At 67.7% G+C, this 19244-nt stretch carries 9 protein-coding genes and 1 pseudogene; 8 read left to right on the forward strand and 2 right to left on the reverse strand.

Annotated features, from left to right (window positions below; all coding sequences use genetic code 11):
• Window positions 1–2 precede the first annotated feature (2 nt).
• From AMK21_RS05765 to AMK21_RS05775, 3 genes are all read left to right on the forward strand, one after another.
• Complete coding sequence (locus AMK21_RS05765) at window positions 3–1235, forward strand: hypothetical protein (protein WP_073875610.1); 1233 nt, start codon at window positions 3–5, stop codon at window positions 1233–1235.
• Window positions 1236–1343: 108 nt separating this feature from the next.
• A complete protein-coding gene (locus AMK21_RS05770; protein WP_073874819.1) occupies window positions 1344–2666 on the forward strand; it encodes a UDP-glucose dehydrogenase family protein in 1323 nt (440 codons plus the stop codon).
• A gap of 26 nt (window positions 2667–2692) precedes the next feature.
• Window positions 2693–3022, forward strand: coding sequence for a MazG-like family protein (locus AMK21_RS05775; protein WP_073874821.1), 330 nt, complete (start codon window positions 2693–2695; stop codon window positions 3020–3022).
• 436 nt (window positions 3023–3458) lie between these two features.
• On the opposite strand, the gene AMK21_RS05780 is transcribed toward AMK21_RS05775, so the two are convergent.
• Both AMK21_RS05780 and AMK21_RS05785 read right to left on the reverse strand, forming a co-directional pair.
• Entirely contained in the window at window positions 3459–9614 is a 6156-nt protein-coding gene (locus tag AMK21_RS05780) for a hypothetical protein (RefSeq protein WP_073875612.1), read from the reverse strand.
• Between the two features lie 83 nt (window positions 9615–9697).
• The gene (locus AMK21_RS05785) at window positions 9698–11974 is read right to left on the reverse strand and encodes a hypothetical protein (RefSeq protein WP_143194842.1); all 2277 of its coding nucleotides are present in this window, start codon (window positions 11972–11974) and stop codon (window positions 9698–9700) included.
• Window positions 11975–12253: 279 nt separating this feature from the next.
• Between AMK21_RS05785 and AMK21_RS35785 the strand changes: the two are divergent.
• From AMK21_RS35785 to AMK21_RS05805, 5 genes and pseudogenes are all read left to right on the forward strand, one after another.
• Window positions 12254–12370 (forward strand): annotated as a pseudogene (locus AMK21_RS35785) (DNA-binding protein); the annotation flags it as partial.
• A gap of 391 nt (window positions 12371–12761) precedes the next feature.
• Entirely contained in the window at window positions 12762–13193 is a 432-nt protein-coding gene (locus AMK21_RS05790; protein WP_073874825.1) for a hypothetical protein, read from the forward strand.
• Window positions 13190–13837, forward strand: a complete 648-nt coding sequence (locus AMK21_RS05795; RefSeq protein ID WP_073874827.1) for a hypothetical protein — start codon at window positions 13190–13192, stop codon at window positions 13835–13837. The genes AMK21_RS05790 and AMK21_RS05795 overlap by 4 nt, the downstream gene beginning before the upstream one ends.
• Before the next feature lie 3 nt (window positions 13838–13840).
• Window positions 13841–18547 carry a putative T7SS-secreted protein gene (locus tag AMK21_RS05800; RefSeq protein WP_073874829.1) on the forward strand — a complete coding sequence of 1569 codons (4707 nt, stop codon included), beginning with the start codon at window positions 13841–13843 and terminating at the stop codon, window positions 18545–18547.
• Between the two features lie 5 nt (window positions 18548–18552).
• Entirely contained in the window at window positions 18553–18948 is a 396-nt protein-coding gene (locus tag AMK21_RS05805; RefSeq protein WP_073874831.1) for an Imm7 family immunity protein, read from the forward strand.
• Window positions 18949–19244 lie beyond the last annotated feature (296 nt).

Below are 19244 nucleotides of genomic sequence, written 5' to 3' on the forward strand. Positions count from 1 at the left end.
TCATGGACATCCCGTACATCGTCATCGACCAGCTCACCCCCGACCAACAGCAGGTCTGGAAGACCTATTTCGGCGACGCCGACCGACCCCGCTACATCGAGGAAGGCATCTGGCGCCGTACGCAGGAGAAGGCCACGGCCGAACAGAGCGGCTGGACTGCCGACGACGACGCCCGGCGGCGGATCATCCACTACCGCTACCGGTACGGCCTGGTCCCCACCACCGCCGCGCCGGCCATCGGCCTGACCGACCTGTACCTCTACCACTCCGCTACCGCTCCCGCGGACGTGATCGACGCGCACCACGACGCCCTGTGGGACTCGCTCGCCACCGGCGGCTGGAAGGAGGCTCCCGGTGGATTCTTATGGACACGTCGGGATCTGCAGTGCCGGATCACCGAGCACGACGTCCACCCCCAGGACGCCGCTGCGGGCCGTACCCTCCCCGTCGGCTACCGGAGCCTGGACGTGCAGATCGCCTCGGTGTCCTACGCACCGCCGCCTTCGGTCCGGCAGCTGCCGTGGAACGTCCTCTCCACCGGGATCAGGTGCAAGGACCGCCCCGGTACGCCGACCCGCGTCCCAGACCTGTCCGTCCTCGCGGACCTGCTGCCGTTCCAGGTGGAGATCGGATGCGGTACGTCGGTCGAGGCGGGTATCCCGCCCCTGCACCGGCTCCATGAGATCTATCGAGTGACCGACCGCCAGGGTCACGAGCCGAGGGAACATCGCTTCACTCTCTCCCCGACCGCGGACACGCTCCTCCACGAGGTGCTGACGGAGCCGGAGGAGAAGGCGGCGGAATTCGTGGAGATGTTCCGCGCATGCTTCCTGGCCGAGCCGACCCCGGCCATCTGGGCGCTCAAGGAACTGAAGGACGCCGGGCACCTCGTCGGCCCTGTCATCACCAACAACTTCGACGTGCTCGCGGCGCGCGCCGGGCTCGACGAGTGCTTCATGCGCCGGTACGACCAGGCCGTACCCGACGTCGAGTGGGTGGACGGCGCCAAGGCCCTCCTCGTCGTCGGCCTGCACGCCGACCGCCGCAAGGTCCAGGCCCGCGCCCGCGCTCGCGGCATGCAGGTCGTCTACCTGGACCCGGAGGGTTTCTGGCGCGACGGCCAGTTCATGCCGTACCCGCTGGAAGGGCCCCAGGACGGCGACCTGGTGTGCCGGGCAACCGCCGCCGAGGCGCTACCCGCCCTCGTCAACCTGCTGAAGCAGCAAGCTGGTTGATCCACCTGCACGAAGAGGGCCATGCCGGGTGTTGGCGCTAGCGTGACGCACCCGGCCGGCCCGGACTCCTCTGGGCGGGCGAGAGGCAAGGAAAGGAGCGTCGACCCCATGCGCGTATCCGTCATCGGTTGTGGTCACCTGGGCATCCCCCACGCCGCTGCTATGGCCGAGATCGGCCACGAGGTCATCGGCGTGGACCTGGACCAGGCGAAGATCGACCGTCTCAACGCCGGCGAGTGCCCCATCTACGAGGACGGCCTGCCGGAGCTCCTCAGCGCCCACACCGCTACTGGACGCCTGCGGTTCACCACCAGCCTCGCAGAGGCGGCCGAGTTCGCCGACATCCACTTCCTCGCCGTGGGCACGCCGATCGACGCGGACGGACGGAGCTACGACACCGGGCAGGTCTTCGGCGCAGCCCGTGCCCTCGCCCCGCACCTGACCCGCCCGACCGTCATCGTCGGGAAGTCCACGGTCACCGTCGGCACCTCCCGCGACCTCGGTGCTCTCCTCGCCCGGCTCTCTCCGGCCGGTGAGGACGTGGAGGTCGTCTGGAACCCCGAGTTCCTGCGCGAAGGCCACGCCATCGACGACACCCTGCGCCCCGACCGCATCGTCGTGGGCGTGCCCTCGGCCCGCGCCGAGGACGCGGTACGCCAGGTCTACGCACCCCTGCTCGCGAACGGCATCCCGCTGTTCGTGACCGACCCCGCCACCGCCGAACTCATCAAGGGCGCCGCCAACGCCTACCTCGGCATGAAGATCTCCTTCATCAACGGCGTCGCCGACATGTGTACCGCCGCCGGAGCCGACGTCCAGCAGCTCACCGAGGCCATCGGCCTGGACCCCCGCATCGGCCGCGGTGGCCTGAACGCCGGCCCCGGCTACGGCGGCGGCTGCCTCCCGAAGGACGTCCGCGCCTTCACCGCCTCCGCCCGCACCCTGGGCGCCAACGAGGCAGCGACCATGCTGCGCGCGGCGGAGGAGGTCAACGAATCCCGACCCACCGCCGCGCTGAGGCTCATCGAGCAGACACTCGGCCGACCCGTCGACGGCGTACGCATCACCGTCTGGGGCGCTTCCTTCAAGGCCGGCACCGACGACGTCCGCGAATCCCCGGCCCTGGCGATCGCCGCCCTCATGCACCAGCGCGGCGCGACCGTCACCGTCCACGACCCGCACGCCGTACCCACAGCACTGCGCCGCCACCCCGAACTCGACTACTGCGAAACCCTCGAAGTCTCCGTCGAGGCGGCCGAGTTGATCGTCCTGGCCACCGAATGGCACCACTTCAGCGAGGCCGACCCCAAAGCACTCGCCCCCCTGGTCGCGGACCAGGTCCTCGTCGACCTCCGCAACCTCATCGACGCCGACGCCTGGCGCATGGCCGGATGGACCGTACGCCAGCTCGGACGACCCGCACAGGAATAGCCGAACCCATCGACCGGAGGTCCGACGTGGACACCCTGTGGGACAACATCGAGAAGCTCTCCGCCGTCTGCCGAGCAGCCGGCACTCACCTCCCCGACGAGGAGCTCAAAGCCCTCCAGGTCGGCAAGGTCGCAGAGGAAGCCGGCGAGGCCATGCACGCCCTCCACGGCCTGAAGGGGCTCACCACCTGCGGCGACGACCACACCTGGTCCGAGGTCCAGAACGACCTGGTCGGCGCCGTCATCGCCGCCCTCCTGGCCATGCACTACATCGACCCCGCAGGCGCCCGCGCCACCTTCGACGAGATTTTCCACCGTCGGACGCGCAGGGGCCGCGAGGCCGCTGCGGCGGCCTGACGGCCTTCGGACGTGGTCGTCGACCGCTCCAGGTGAGCGCGGTCGACGGCCACATCAGACACACAAGTTGCGGCAGGCACGTGCTCCCAGCGCGGTAGAACTCTCCCTACTCCATGAATCGCATCAAGCGTCAGCCGCGTATCGGTTAACCCGCGCCAAGAAGGGCCCCTCTTGCCCCTACCACCGCTGGCTGTCCGGCCACTCGCCTAGCAGAACGCCTGACAAAACGCTCAGAAGCGTAGTTGCCTGCCCTGCAATTTGGTCGAGAGGAAGAGGTCAGCACTCAACGCCATGCTCGTCATTGCTAGCCACAGCTGTGCAACCAGCTGGAATCGCGTCGATTCCCAAGCTTAGAACGCGAGTTCGATTTTCGTCAGCCGCTCTCATGTGAGGTCCCAGGTCGTCGGCCTGGGACCTCATCGTCGTGTAGACCTGATCAGGAGTTAGTAACCCTCGACCAACAGGAGAGCAGCACCGGTTCAGGGCTGTGCAGACCGGTCGTGTCCACGTCGAAGACCTGGAGGGCGCGAAGGATCCGGATGGCGTCGGCGGCTTCCGGCCCAGGGTCCAGGCCGGCAGCGCCGACGGCTGCTTCCAGGTCCTCGAACGGCAGGCCCTGCTCTGTCATGAACTCCAGCACAGCGGTGAACGCCGACCATCGGAACGTCTCCGGTACGAGACCCACCTGGGCCAGGAAGTCGGCCGCGCCCTCGATACTCTCCAGCCGACCGCGTACGGACTTCAGGGCAGCGCCCTCCGAGTCGCCGCGGGATACCTGTTCGGAGAGTTGGTCGACGAGCAGCGGCCAGCCGCCCGTGGTCTCCGCCACCCGTTGCAGCGCCGCCTCCGACGTGAAGGAGTTCTGGTCGAGGGACCAGGTACGCAGCCCGTGTCGGGTGAAGCGCCGCAGTGGGACGACTCCCACGCCGGACGTCTGCTCGTCCGACAGCAACGAGGCCCACAGGGTGAGCTGCTCCAGACCTGCCACGACCACGGCGGAGCGAGTGACCCCCGGGCCGTCCGGCAGTCGGGTGGTCGCCAGCTCCGGGGAGATGAGGCAGGACTGCTCGCCGGGGGACTTGACGGTCAGGTCGGAGACTACGAGCCTGCTCATCCCCGGCTCGCCGCCGACGAGCTCACGCTCGAAATCGGCCCTTCGGGCCACATGCGGCATCTTCCAGCCGGTGGTCTCAGCGATCTCGCGCAGCCCCGTGGTGACCCGGTTCACGCCGGTGGCGGGAGAGCCGAGTACGACCCGAGCCAGGTTCTGGCGGCCCGGTTCCGAACCGGAGACCTGCCTGCCTGGCAGGATGTCCGCAATCTGTGCGGCGGTCAGCGGACAGTGCGAGTGCGACTTCGCGGACTTGTGCCGCGTCTCCAGGGCTGTCAGCCGCTCGGTGACCTGCCGACTGGATGTGTTCTCCAACTGCGCGTCCACGTCCTCCAACGTTCCGATCATGCTGAGGGCGTTGGCGCTTCGCAGATGCCAGCCCCGGTGGTCCGGGTCGGGGGCGAGGACGCCGAGGCCCTCCATCTCCGTGAGGTAGGCGCGGAACTGGTCCGGGTCCAGGTCCCTGAAACCCTCCGCCCACCAATAGGTGCACTCGTCGCGCAGTTCGGCGTGGGTCATCCGGGCGTCGATGCCGTGGTGATGAGCGTGATGCGCCACCACGTTGGCGATCATGTTGTACCGGGAATCGAGCCGCAGGGTGTCATGGAAGGCTGCGGTGATGCTCCGCTGGAGGTCCTTGTCGGACTGTACGCGTTCGACGTCGTCGCGGGCGATGAAGTGCAGCGGCCCCGACTTCGTCTCCCGCCTCTTGGCGTGCATGGTCTGCACCAGCCGGTGCGCGAACATCTGGAGCAGGAACGGCTGATACGAACAGTGGCCCAGGATGCGGTGCACCAACTGCGGTTCCAGGAACTGGTATCCAAGGGCGGCCAGCGGTTTCAGCAGCAGGTTCGCGGCGTCCTGGGGCTGGAGCGGGCCGATGACCGTCGGGTGCTGCGAGAGGTGGCTGAACGGATTGTTCGCCGCGAGGGTGGCGTATCGCTGTACCGAGTGGAGCCCGGCAAAGACGATCTTGACACCGTCGTTGGTCTCGGAACTGAGATCACGCAGCCGCCGGGTCTCGGTGAACCTCGGCGAGTCCGACTCGAAGAAGCCGTCCGCCTCGTCCAGCATGATGAGCATCCGCCGACTGCTGTCGACCTTCAGCCAGGTCCTGATGCCGGTCAGCACGTTGTCGTAGGTGAGGGTAGCGTCGGCCCGTACACGCTTGGGCAGCGGAAGGGCGTCCTCTTCCAGCAGCCTGCGCCCGATGAGATTCCACACGGCCGAGGACTGGGCACTGGTGCCGTTGTAGGTGGAGTCCAGGCTGAGGGCCATGCTGATGTGAGCCGTGGGCGCCTGCGCGGTGAACTTCCGGCCCGCTTCCTTCAGCAGCGCTGACTTGCCGAGCCCCCGGCCTCCGAACACCACCTGGTTGCCCACCGGGTCCTGTACGGAGCCGAGTTCCTCCAGGCGTCCGAAGAACATTTCCTCGGCCACCCGGCCGCGCTTCTCACTGACGTACGGATTCACGGCCGAGAACGGCAGCAACACCCGCATCGCCGGGTCGAGCAACTGGTTGCCCCGGGCGGCGAGATAGGCGAGGGCCGCATCGTCCAGCACCACCATGGGCCGGCGGCCGACGCTGAGCGCGGCCAGCGATGTCCGGGCGTGCGCGGAAAGGGTGCCAAAGTATGCGACGAGCAGGCTCTCCTGGCTGGGGTCCTGTTGCACACGGGCCATCAGCGCCTCCGGAGTCGGCTGGCCCCACGCGAGCATGACCCGCAGCCTGCCGCGCAGGGCGGACCCGAAGGACGGCACCAGGGCTTCTCCTGTGTACCGGACCTCCTGGAGGTCCAGAAAACGGTGCTCGGGGGTCGTGCTGCGCTGGCGGTCACGTTGCGGTTTGCGCAGGCTTCGGTATCCGATGAGACGGAGCGCCGGCATCAGCAGGTTCTCCTCACTCAGGCCCTCCGTCCTCCTTACGCCCCGTCGTGAGGCCATCTCTCGCCAGCCTGCAAGGCCGTTGGCCGCCTGATCGGTGAACTCCTGTGACATGGCGGAAAAGTCGAGTGCGTCAAGGTTCTGGAAGCGCTGCCGGTCCCGTACCGCCCGAATGAGTTCCTCGGTGATGCCCTGGGGCAGGGCATCGGGTACCGAGGGGAAGAAGGCGTTCAGCGGGTGGTCCCCGTAGCGCGTGTCGGGGATGCTCTCGCCGTTGGAGAGGTGGGAGATCAGCTCCTCAGCGGTCAGCAGATCGCCGTCGTCGAGTAGGGGAGTCACCCGTGCGGAGTCCTCGGCCTTCAGACCGGGGATCTCCATGAGCCGCGCCCGCAGCTTGGCAGTGGCCGTCGCATGAGCGCGTTCAAGCTCCTCCGACAATCCGCTGAGCCGCCGCCGTGCGGAGGCGAGGTCGGATTTTGTGGTCACCGCGGTTGCCTGAAGGCGTTGCTCGAAGTCGCGCTCCTCCTCTTCCTTGAAGACGCCGTTGACGCGCGTGCGGCGCAGCGAGTCCTCCAGTACTCGCCGCTTGTCTTCTAGAGCGGCCGCCGTGTGGCTTGCCGCCTCCCCCACCGCGAGGTGCACACTCTCATCGGCCAACTCTTCGTGACCGTTCGGGCCAGGCGGCAGGAGGCGCATTTCGGAGAGACCCAGGAGGTGAGCCGCGAGGTCGAACCGTTCGGCCGCCCGATGGCTGTCGATGACGTCCAGCCACGACCGTCGGGCGCTCTCAATGATTCTCTCGGCGGTCAGTTCAGGTGGAATCACGCGTCCCGTCGCCTCTTCCACCCGCACGCCGGGGAGCTTGAAGAGGTCCATGCCCAGGACGACTTCCGCCGGATACTCGGCGGGATCGAGCCGAGTGTCGCCCGACAGCAGATCGAAGGTGAGCCTCAGCGAATCCGCTGCCGCTCTCATGGCGGCCTGGGTGTAGGCGTCATCGGCGAGCGACTGCGCCGCCAAGTCGTCCAACACCTGGTCGCGCAGAGCCAGCACGGCCGCGCGCATCGCCTGGACCTGGTCGACACTCCAGTCGTTCGCTCCGACGTCGAGCGCGCGAGCCGCGACGACCCACTTGTCGACCGAGCGCAGTCGGTCGTTCATCAGCCGAAGCAAATTCTGCCTGGCGGGGCCTTCCAGTCGGCTCCTGCTGGATCTCATCAGCCTGCGGTCAACCTCGTTGAGTTCGTCCTGGAGGGCAGACCCGTTGGCCAGCTTCCGCACGCCGTCCGCGACCTCGTCCAGGCCGTCCCTGTCGTCGTCGGCGGCCCGCTGGAGCAGGCTGCCGATGAGTCCGGAGGGCGCAAGCCAGAGCCGGGTGATTTCGGTGGCCCGGTTGAACCGGATGCGGGGCAGTTGGTCCAAGCCCTGTTGGCATTCCTCGCGGGCCTCCTGGAGGGAGCGTTCCAGTTCGGCCGTGCCGCGCGCCAGGGCGAGCGGCGGGGAATGCAGCAGCATGGACTGAAGCGCGCACCGGGAGACCTCGTCGGCCACGGACACGAGGCTCGGCGGCAGTACGGCGGCCACCTGCTGAAGCGGGGCACTGGTCTCAGCGTCCCCGGTCACGAGTACGACCCGCAGCAGAGCGGCCGTTACGAGAGCTGCGTCGGGGCGGCTTCGGACGAGGGAGTCGACGTCGATCCCGGCCAGTTCGGCGCGTACCCGCGATGCGCACTCTCCGCTGGAGGAACGCAGCGCGAGGGCGTACCCGGAGATCCGCAGGGCGGCGGAACGGAATACGGGTTCGGCGTTCTGCTCGGCCAGCGCCGCGGCGGCTCCGTAGCGGTGTTCGGCCACCAAGGGGGCAAGGACGGCCTCCGGGGCACCCGACCCGAGCGCTGTGTCCGTCTTCACGGCCGGATGCCGGCGCTGCTGTGGCAGGTGGGCGCTCGAACCGGGGGGCTGCGCGGAAGCGGGGGCAGGGGGCGGGGGCTGGTGCCGCCCGGCAGTGAGCAGCGAACCGTCCGCGGCTTCGGTAGAGCGGGACGGCGCTTCGGGCTGTGCAGGGAGCTCGGCGGTCTGCCGGTTCTCCCCCGGGGTGGGGTTCCGGCGCGGTCCGGATGCGACGCCACGGTCTGCGAGGGCCCCGGCCCTCTGCGGGCCAGGCTCCGTCGTAGGGGGGCTCCCCTGTGGGTGCGGGCCGGAGGTGTCAAGGCCGCCGTGAGCCCGTGCGGCATCGCCGTCGGCTGCTTCGCTGGGCTCGGGCTCCGCTCCCGTTCCCCCTCCCGCGGCCGGCTCCACCACCGCTCCTGCCGCTCCGTCCGCGGTCGTGTCCTGGGCTGGCTCCGAGCCGGTACCGGGGGAGGAGGCGAGATCGGCGTCCGGGGCGGGCCCGAGAGTCAGATCCCCGCACTGCGCTGCCAGCACGAGGAATGCGGGGGCCTTCGCTGATATCTGCTGGAGAAGCCCGAGGATCTCGGCCGAGCGTTCCTCGACGCTGTGGGCAAGTTCCACCATCCTCAGTAGAATCCCGAGGGCCTCGGCGTCCGACTTGTCCTGCTGGGACCAATCGGCTCGGGCCAGCAGCGCACGGGCGGCCTCCCGGGCTTCGGACACGGCGGTGGACAGGGCGGAAGCGGACCCCGGCGCACGGCGCAGCCCGTCCACGTCGGCAAGCCGGGTGCGCAGTGCTTCGGAAGCGAGCGTCTCGGCCACCGACACCGCGCGTTCGCGCAGGCTCCCGAGGTTGGGCGCAGGCTCTGCACCGAAGGTCCTGAATCCAGCCAGCGCGTCATCGAACGCCGCCGTGAGCTCGTGGAGCGAGACGAGGTCCGCGTCGGCCGGCCGGCTCTGCGCGGACACCGAGCCGGCAAGCCGCCGAACCGGCTCGCGGGCCGCCGTCAGCGCCCGTTCCACTCGCTCGACGGCTACGCTGAGCGCGGCGGCGTCGGGCCGGAACCCTACGCTCCCGTCGTGGTCCACGGGCTCATGTAGGGGCGTCGTCACGGCCGGTTCCGCGCCGGAGCCGGTGGAGTCGTCCTCTGCTCGCGGGGACTGTGGCACCGGGGCGAGCTCCACCACGCGTCGGGCGGCCTCACGCACCTCCGCAACCGATTTGACCGGCAACCCGTCCGTCATCCAGGGCTGGTCAAGGGCCCAGAGCCACAGCGCCCCGTCCTCCTCGCTGACCTGCAGATGCGCCCACCCGGCCAGCCGAAGCAGGCCCGGGCTCCAACGCCGGGTGAGCGGCTCACCCGAATCGGCTGCCATCAGGAGGTCGCTCAGGAGAGGCTGGGTCAAGTGGCTAGCCACATGGCGCGAGTTGGCAGAGGCCGGATCCCGGCTCATCCGCGTGAGCACATCACGGCACAGGGCCGGGCTCACGCGAGTTCCCGCCACCGGGATCCGTAGCGCGCCGAGGATGTGGCGTCGCCACTGCATCGGCGTCGAGTTCAACGCATGTTCTATGTCAGCCTGTTGTAGCTGCTCGACGGCCGCGCCGACCGGCGACGGCAGAGCACGGAGCGCCTGGGCCAGCGCTTCCAGGGCGTCGGTGAGAGCCGGGGTGTCCGACGCCCCCTCCACCACGGAGAACGGCATGTCCGACTCTCCGCACGAGTGCATTCCACGACGGGGTGATGTCACACAAACTCCTGCGAACTGAATTGCTGGGGAGCGACCGTTCAGCGGCCCCGTTGATGCGGCCGTACGTAGGTGTAGCCGGGGGGCAGCTCAGGGCTGCCGACGAGGCCGAACCTCAGAAAGTCCTGTCGGAACAAGCGTCGCTGTTCCGGGCTCGCTTCGTACCCCAAATGGCCTATGTAGCGTAAAGACCCTGGCACATGGTGTACGGCCTTCGCACGGACCTGCGAAGCGTCACCCCCCGTATCCCCGTGGCCTCGGGGACGGCCCTCCACCACCTGTGGTGTGTAACAGAGCAGTTCGACGATGCGTTCTCCGAGTCGTGTCGGATGGTGCGGTCGCCCGTCGTCGCCGCGGCTGCCCGGCAGGCTGGTCAGCGCCCCGGCCGCAAGCAGTTCGGCCACCGCCGCGTCCACCAGCTCGACCGTGGGGTCCTGCGGGGCATCGGTCATGACCAGAGGCAGGACGGGGGCCAGAAGTTCACGGGCCAGCATGGCCCGGCCGACGACATCCAGCAGGCCGAACCTCCGTACCGCCGTCATAACCAGCCACCGGGTTCGATCGAGGGGTGTGTCATCCAGTGGCCGCTGCCGGGCACCGTCCCTCGTACGCACTCGCTGGTCGTACCGGTACTCGATCGACTCCCCGTCAACTGTCCTCGGCCGGAGCAGCGCGGTCGTCCGCGCCTCCACGGTCCGGCTGCCGCGCTGCCAGGAGAGGTCGAGCAGGATGCCGGGGAAGCAGGTGGACGGCCAGTGCAGTCCGACGAGCCATCCCTCCTCGTCCATCCGGACATGCTGTACGCAGGACGGCTGACCGTCGTGTTCCAGGTGGAAGATGACGTCCGGGCTCGGACCCGAACTCGGTAGCAGGCCCGATCCGTCGCGTGGTGCGCGGCCGGGCGGTTGCGCGGCGCCCTGCCTGGTCGTCACAGCCAGAGGCATCGGCAGGTAGCCGCCCTCCAGTTGTCGAGCGCGCAGGGGCTGCTGCCACCCCAGCCGGTCCGGCCCCTCATGAACCAGTACAGATCCCCCGAGATGGGGCTCATCCGGCCACAGCATCCCTGGGTGCGAGTCTCCGGGCTCCGGCTCCACCACGGGCACCACCGGAACCTGGCGCTCCCTGCATTCCGCCCAACCCCACCCAGTCGGCTCCTCCGAGGCCCCCCGGAGCACGTCCGACGCCGAACCGGCCCCCACGTGCTCGGCCCGCCACACTCCGCCGCCCTGCCAGCGGTCGTCGAGGGCGACCCATACGCCGGTGGGCAGCAGGCCCGTCCTCTCGTCGGCCTCACGCCGTACGTGGTCCATCAGTACGACGTTGGCGTGGAGGACTGCCGAGGGGTACCTCGTGCCCCGCATCAGCCTGCCCGCCTCGGGCAGGGAACACAGTGCGGGCCCGAGGGCGGTGTAGACCGGCCGCCTCCGCACCGCTGTCCCGCGACTGACGATCGGCGCCGCGCCGCGGGCCACGGACCGAGCGAGTGTCTCCAGGGCGTCACGTCCCAGCGGCCCATCGTCGGCGAGACGGTCCGCCATCGAGGCGCGAGTGAAGGCGTACTCTCCCCACAGGCAAATCCCCGGCAGCGACGCGAGAGCGCGCCGGACCACGTTCACAAGGTTCCGCAGTCCCGCCTCCCTGTCCTGCGAAGTTGCACCGGGAGGCAGCATCAAGGGCAGTGGCATGGGGGCGAGGGAGCTGTCCAGCTGCTCCCTGCCGCGCGTCATGAGATAGCGCAGGTAATACGACGTGTCGTCTAGGTCGCTCTCAGGCAGGCCGTCGCCGGACCGTTTGTACAGACTGTTGACGACCAAGGACTCGTGCGCGTCGAGAGTGCCGCGGCGGATCAGCCTGTTCAGGCGTGCAGCGGAAGCAGCCAGCCCGGGCCCGAACGCGTCGGCGTCGAAGACAAGTCGCTCGCGCAGCGAGGTGGCCTTCGCCCCGTCGAACTGGTCCGGCCCTTGTGCGCCGGCGGGGGCACCCGACAACCAGCCCGGTATATCGCCCTCGCCGCCGAGTGCCTCGTGGGCGCCCTCCTTATATACGATCTCCGCAGGCAACAGATCACCGCCGGTCCGCACGTTGATCATCGCGCCGACCGGTAACGCCGCCATCTCGTCGCCGAGGGCGACCGAGGGGAAGTCACCGATGTCCAGTGGCCCGCCTGCGTATCCTGCAGTGTCCGTGTCGAAGCCGAAGTACACGGCGTTAAACGCGACTGCGACGTGGACGGGAGCGGCTCGCCGCTCGACGAGAGCAAGGAGATATCGACGCAGCCGCGCTTCGTCCGCCGGCTCGCCGGCTCCCGGCCTGATCATCCAGGGAGTAATCAGCGGAGGGTCCATATAGGGCCGCCAAACCCCGTCCGAAGTCCCCTCCGACGAAGCTCCGGTCACCGGTGTTCCTCGCATATGCCCTCATACTCACGCCTCGCCGGAGGAAAGGAAAGAGCCGGGACTCGCGCATGTGCTCCTCTGGCCGCCCAAGGAGACTCGGGTCACAGTTGATCAGGTCGTCACGGCAGGGGGCGATCCAGCCGCGGGCGAACAGGGTGCCCTTGGAAAGCGTGACCAGAAACCCAAGGCACATGCATGCCCATCGGCGGCACGGCCCCCGAGGTCTCTCGCCAGCCGAATCGGGACGCCCTCCTCACGCCCGACAGCGACGACATGACCAAACTCTGTCGCAACGAGATCCGCATCATCCCTCTTTGACTCGCCGGCCCACCCCTAAGCACACCGCCTGACAGGGTCCGCTGCATCGCCGCCCTCGTGCCCCGTCCGTGCCCAGCGGAGCGGACAACAGTGGTCAGGTACGGTTTCCAGAGCGCTTAGCCATACACCTTGCCCGACGGGAAAGCGCAGGTCAGATCCCATCTGGTAGCCCAGTCACCGCTGATTCCCAAGCTCAGAGCGCGAGTTCGATTCTCGTCACCCGCTCTTTGATGAAGGCCCTGGTCAGCGACCGGGGCCCTTCTTGTGTTCGGGGTCGGCCCGAGGTGTGGAGGCTCTGGGGACGGCTGGAACTACGGGGTTACCGGCGAGCGTGGTGTTCTAGCGTGTGCAGACGTGAAGGATCACAGCTCGCGGGTGGGGAGGGCTTCCAGTGGGTGACGGGGCAGCGCTGGCGGATCGGATAGCCGAGCAGCGGGCCGGGGTCGGTGATCCGAGGGCTCTGGTGGGTGAGCTACGGCGGTCGTTGCTGTTGGTGCCGTTCGACCGGGGTGGGCTCTGGACCGCTGAGTTCGGTGGGATCCGGTGGGTGTGCGGGTTCACCGATGAGGCTGCGCTGGCCCGGTTCGCCGAGGAGCGGGCTGCCGTGGAGGGAGCTGGAGCCGCCTCGCGGAGCTGGGAGTATGCCGCTTTCCGGGGGGCGCGGTTGCTGGACGAAGTCATTCCGGCCATGAGGGTGCCGGCCGGCGTCGCGGTGAATGTGGCCGATCCGGACGGGTCGATGTTGTTTCCGCCGGTGGTGGGGATCGTGCCTGATGCCGTCGCCGTCGATGCGGACGTACCGAGCGGGGGGCAGGGCCTGTGAGCGGTACAGGGGCGGAAGACCTCAACATCAGTCCGGTCAGTGTTCAGCAGATCACCACCGGGCTGCGGGAGGCCGTGGCGGAGTTGAAGGAGATCGGCACCGGTACGGGGGCGGTGCTTGGGAAGGGGCTCTCGGAGCTGTCCATGACCGGCATGGAGGCCGGCCACCACGGGTTGTCGGTGGACTTCGAGGACTTCTGCGAGCGGTGGGAGTGGGGCGTGCGGGCGCTGGTCCAGGACGCCAACGCGATCGCGGCGAAGCTGGGGCTGGCGGCGGGGATCGTCTGGGAGGAGGACCAGTACGTCGAGGGCACGATGAAGATCGCCGTGAACGCGGGCGTGGGGAATCCGCATGCGTCGGAGGACGAGGTCGTCAAGCAGGACTGGGGCGATGTGTTCACCCCGGACTACCTCAGCCCGGACTACAGCCAGGAGTCGTTCGAGCGCACGGCCGACGAGGCTGGACAGACCTGGAAAGACACCGGGCGGGCGCTCGTCACTGAGGGGAACGGCGGACGTCAGGCGGACCAGCTGAACGAGATGTTCGGCGTGGACCGGGACGCGTTCGATCGGTCCGTGGACGACATGTTCGGCCCCTCCCCCGAGGAGCGGGCCCGACAGCAGGAGCAGGGCGGGGGGAACTGAGTCATGGGGTTCGGGGATTTCGTCCGGGACATCACGCCCGACGTCGTCGAGGACGCAGTCGAGGACGGTGTCGAGTGGGCCGGTGACCGGGTCGAGGACGCCGGGAACTGGACCGGTGACCGGCTCGACGACGCCGGCTGGGAGTCGGGGGCGGACTGGGTCCGGGAGAAGTCCCGGTCCGTGGCGAGCCGGATGGGCGCCGAGGTCGACGAGATGGACCTCGGGCAGACCGAGGACAAGACGAAATTGATCTACGGCAGCCCGTCCGAGATCCGGTCCACCGCAACCCATCTCCGTAAGCTCCAAGGCGCGTTCGACAAGGTCGGCGGCGGGCTCAAGGGGGTGGACTCCGCCGCGCTGAAGGGGCAGGCGGCGGACGCGTTCCGGAACTCCGTGTCGATCGAGCCGCCTAAGTGGTTCAAGGCCGCCGATGCGTTCGAGAAGGCGGCGGGCGCGCTCGACTCGTTCGCGGGGACCGTGGAGTGGGCGCAGGGGCAGGCGCAGACCGCGATCGACAGGTGGAAGGCCGGGACGAAGGCGTCGGAGGAGGCCAGGGACGCGTACAACGAGAAGACGACCACGTACAACAAGGCTGTCGACGTCTATAACGCCAAACCCGCCGACGAGCGCGATCCCTCCACCCTGCCGGCGAAGCCGGGCACCTTCAGCGATCCCGGCACGGCGCGGATGAAGGAGGCGCAGGAACTGCTCGCGGAGGCTCGTAAGCAGCGCAACACGGCGGCCGAGACCGCCCGCAAGGCCGTGACGGCGGCCCGCGACACCGCCCCCCAGAAGCCGCGCTACGCCGAGCAGGCCATGGACGGACTCGCCGAGTACCAGGTCATCAAGACCCACCTCGCGGGCGGCGTCGTCAAGGGCGCGGCAGGCATTCTGACCTTCGCGCGCAGCGTCAACCCCATGGATCTGTACAACATCACCCACCCCGCCGAATACGGGCTCGCGCTCAACAACACCGCTGCCGGGCTCGTCCGGGTCGCCAACGACCCCTGGGGCACCGGCAAGCAGATGATCGACGACTTCATGAAGGACCCCGCCGAAGGCTTCGGCCGGCTCCTCCCCGACGCCGCCCTCACCGTCGCCACCGGCGGCGCCGGGGCGGGCGTCAAGGGGGCGCGGGTGGTGAAGGAGGCCGCCGACATCGCCTCCGACGCCCGGAGAGCGGAAAACATCGCCGACGCCAGCCGCAAAGCCCCGGACAAGTGCTGCGGTCGTGAGCCGGTGGACTTCGCAACAGGACGCATGCTGCTGGCCGAAACCGACGTCACCCTGCCGACCGGGCTCCCGCTGGACTTCCGCCGAGCCTACGAGTCGTCGTATCGGGCGGGCCGCTGGTTCGGCCCCACCTGGTCGTCCACCATCGACCAACGGCTGTCGATCGACTCTTTGGGCGTAGTTTTCCACGGTGAGGACAACCTGCTGCTGGCTTTCCCCCACCCGGCGCCCGGGCTGGCGGTGTTCGCCGAAGCCGGACCTCGCTGGCCGCTGGAGCGTCATGCCGACGGCAGCTATGTCCTCACCGATCCGAGCACGGGACACATACGAAACTTCCTGCCCCCGCCCGGTGCAGTTCCAGGAGGGAACGGGACAGCTCTTCTGGCGGATGTGGTGGACCGCAACGGCAACACCATCACCGCCGACTACGACGACGAGGGCACGCCGCTCTCTCTCACTCACTCCTGTGGATACCGGCTCACCTTCACCGCCGAAGGTGGACGGATCACTTCGCTGCGACTGGCTGACACCGAGTCGGCCTGCGCAGCCGACGACGGCGTGAGTGACGCCGGCACCAACCTCGTCCGTTACGGCTACCGGAATGGTCTTCTCACCGAAGTCACCCGATCATCGGGCCTTCCGATGTCCTTCGAATACGACGCCGAAAGCCGGATGACGGCATGGACCGACACCAACGGCTCCCGATTCGTCTTCGCCTACGACGAGCACGACCGTTGTGTGACGCAGACCGGCGAAGAGGGCCATCTGCGATCGGACTTCCACTACTCGCAGCCCGACCCCGAGACGGGTCTGCGCACCACCACCGTCACAGACTCTCTCGGCCACATTTGGCGCTACACGGTGAACAACCGACTCCAGGTGATCGCTGAAACCGACCCCACCGGCGCTGTCGTCCGTACCACCTACGACCGTTTCAACCGGCTGCTGACGCGCACCGATCCACTGGGCGCGACAACCGCATTCGAGTATGACGACATCGGATGCCTGACCCTCATCACTCGTGCTGACGGCAGACAGATGCGAGCCACCCACAACGACTTGGGACTGGTTACCGAGCTGGTCCAAGAGGATGGAGCCTGCTGGAAGCAGGAGTTCGACAAGCGGGGAAATCGGCTTCGCGTCACCGATCCGGGCGGGCGAACCACGCACTATTCTCACAACCCCCTGGGCGACCTCATCTCGGTCACCGACGCGCTAGGGGCTACAACGCGAATGCGACGGAACCCGGCCGGTCTGCTCATCGAGCGAATGGACCCGAGCGGCGGTATCACCCTGTACCGCAGGGACGCCTTCGGCCGGATTACCGAACTCGTCGACGCGGACGGCACCGTGACCGCTTTCGAGTGGTCCGTCGAGGGCAGGCCAACCCGCCGTACCAGTCCCGACGGCACAACCGAGGTATGGGTATACGACGGAGAAGGAAACTGCACGAGCCACACGGACGCCATGGGCCGGACCACCCGGTTTGAATACACTCATTTCGATCTGCTGGCGGCTCGGATCGATCCGGACGGCGCTCGATACGAATTCGACCATGACACCGAGTTGCGCTTGACGATGGTGAAGAACCCACAAGGTCTCAGCTGGTCGTACGTGTACGACAGTGCGGGTCGGCTGACGGCCGAGACCGACTTCGACGGGCGAACGACACATTACGAGGTCGACGCTCTGGGCCGGATTTCCACCCGAATCAGCCCTCTCGGCCGGGCCATCCGCTATGAGCGGGACAACCTTGGACGAGTGATCAGCAAGAATGCGGCGGGCGATGTCACGGCCTACTCCTATGATCCGGCAGGCAGGCTGCTCCAGGCGCATTCCCCGAGCAGCGAGCTGATCTATCAGTACGACCGCGAAGGCCGGGTGAAGACCGAGCTCGTCGACGGGCGTACCGTCACGTACGCGTACGACGCGGTCGGACGACGTACAAGCCGGATCACACCCGGTGGTCAGCGCACTTCATACACCTACGACGCCGCAGGTCGGCCCGCTCGGCTCAGCTCCGGAAATCACGAGTTCGACTTCACCCGCGACAAGTCAGGTCGCGAACTCTCCCGTCGGATCGGCGAGACTCTGACTCTCACCTCGGTACGGGACGACTCAGGCCGAGTCGCCGAGCAGGCGATCTCAGCCGGCGGGCGCACCGTCAATCGCCGACGCTATACGTACAGCGGGGACGGTCATCTGACGGAGATCGACGACGAACTGAACGGACAGCGCCGTTTTGACCTGGATCCGGTAGGCCGGGTCACCGCGGTCACCGCCTCCGGGTGGGTCGAGTCGTACCTCTACGACAGGAGTGGCAATCAGACCACCGCTGCCTGGCCGGACCAGCACGCCGGTCCGGAGTCCCGGGGTACCCGCGAGTACAGTGGCACACGAATTGTCCGCGCCGGCGCCTACCGCTACGAATACGACGGCGCGGGACGTCTGAGCCGGCGTTCCAAGACCCGGCTGTCCCGCCCACGGGACACCTGGTGCTACTCCTACGACCCGGAAGACCGGCTCACCGAGGTCGTCACCCCCGACGGCACGGTCTGGCGCTATCGCTACGATCCGCTGGGCCGCCGTACACGTAAAGAGCGGCTGACTCCCGACGGTGAAACCGTGTTGGAGCACACCGACTTCACGTGGGACGGGACGGTTCTCGCAGAGGAGACCACGGCCCGTGCTGGAGGGTCCCGCACGGTCACACTCACCTGGGACCATCAGGGCCTCACGCCCATCGCCCAGACGGAACGGCTCACGGACTCGGTGAGCCAGTGCGAGATCGACACACGGTTCTTCGCCATTGCCACAGACCTCATCGGCACCCCCACCGAGCTCTTGGACGACCAGGGCGGTATAGCTTGGCGCAGCCGCACCACCTTGTGGGGCACCACTACATGGAACGCCGACGCTGCCGCATATACGCCGCTGCGGTTCCCAGGTCAGTATTACGACCCCGAGACGGGCCTCCATTACAACTACCACCGCTATTACGACCCGGAAACGGCCCGCTACACCACCCCCGACCCGCTCGGTCTTGCTCCGTCCCCCAACCCCGCCGCCTACGTGCACAACCCGCACACGTGGAGCGATCCGCTCGGCCTGTCGCCCTACGAGAACAACGGCGGACTCGGCCAGTTGGTCAAGGTGCACAAGCCGGACCCTGCAGCCGATGCGTTGGCCGAGCGGCTCGGCGGTGAATCTCGGGTCAAATTTGAGAACGATCCGAAGGGGCGTGAAATCGATGCAATCAGCGATGAATACGTCGCACAGTCGAAGCCGGGAGGAATGCAGATGGGAAGCGCTCTGCGAAACCAAGCGAAGGCGACTTTCGAGTATGCTATACAATCCGGCCGGACACCGTACTTCCACTTCGACGGCGAACCAGGACCTGGCGTGGTCAACAAGCTGAAGGAGTACGGCCGCCGCTATGGAATCGAACCCGTCATCGACACCACACCCCTGGAGTGAGAGCCGTGTACGAATTTCACGGTTGGTTCGGCATTGCCGAGTCGCCCGAAGAATCGGATGCCGGAAATCTTGATGCGGGAATTGCGGAACTGAGTGCGAAGATCAGGAATATCGACTGGGCTACCGGCGAAGTCGCTCTGAAAACGCACAACGGCGAGTTCTTCGTCATTGCCAACGGGCTGATGAATCGCCGCCGTGACGAGGCAGAGGAGCTGGACGAACTCCTTCACCATATCTGTGCCCGCTTCCCCGGGTCCTGGGGACTGCTCTACGAACGTTCACCTGAAATGGAGACACCTCCAGGGCAGGGCGCCTTTCGCGTTCGAGTGATGGCCAGGGGACAAATCCACCTTCGTTTGGACCCTTTTCTATCACCCGTGCAGCCGGTCATCGAAGACTGACCCAGGTCCAGAGCGGATGCGCCCGGCCATAGAGGCGATGAGGCCCCCTCGCTGCCCCACTCGGCCCGTACGACATGCAAGGTCCAGCCGGTCCGGCCGACTTGGCCGTAAGGGCCCTTCGGCCTTACCCTCCGCTCGTGCCCCATCCGTGCCCAGCAGAGCGGGCAACAGCGGTCAGGTGCGGTCTCCACAGACCATAGCCATCTAAACCGTCTCGCGGGAAAGCACAGGTCAGAGCCGCTTCGGTGGCTCAAGAACCGCTGATTCCCAAGCTCAGAGCGCGAGTTCGATTCTCG

This window comes from Streptomyces sp. CB00316 (assembly GCF_001905595.1).
GTDB lineage: Bacteria > Actinomycetota > Actinomycetes > Streptomycetales > Streptomycetaceae > Streptomyces.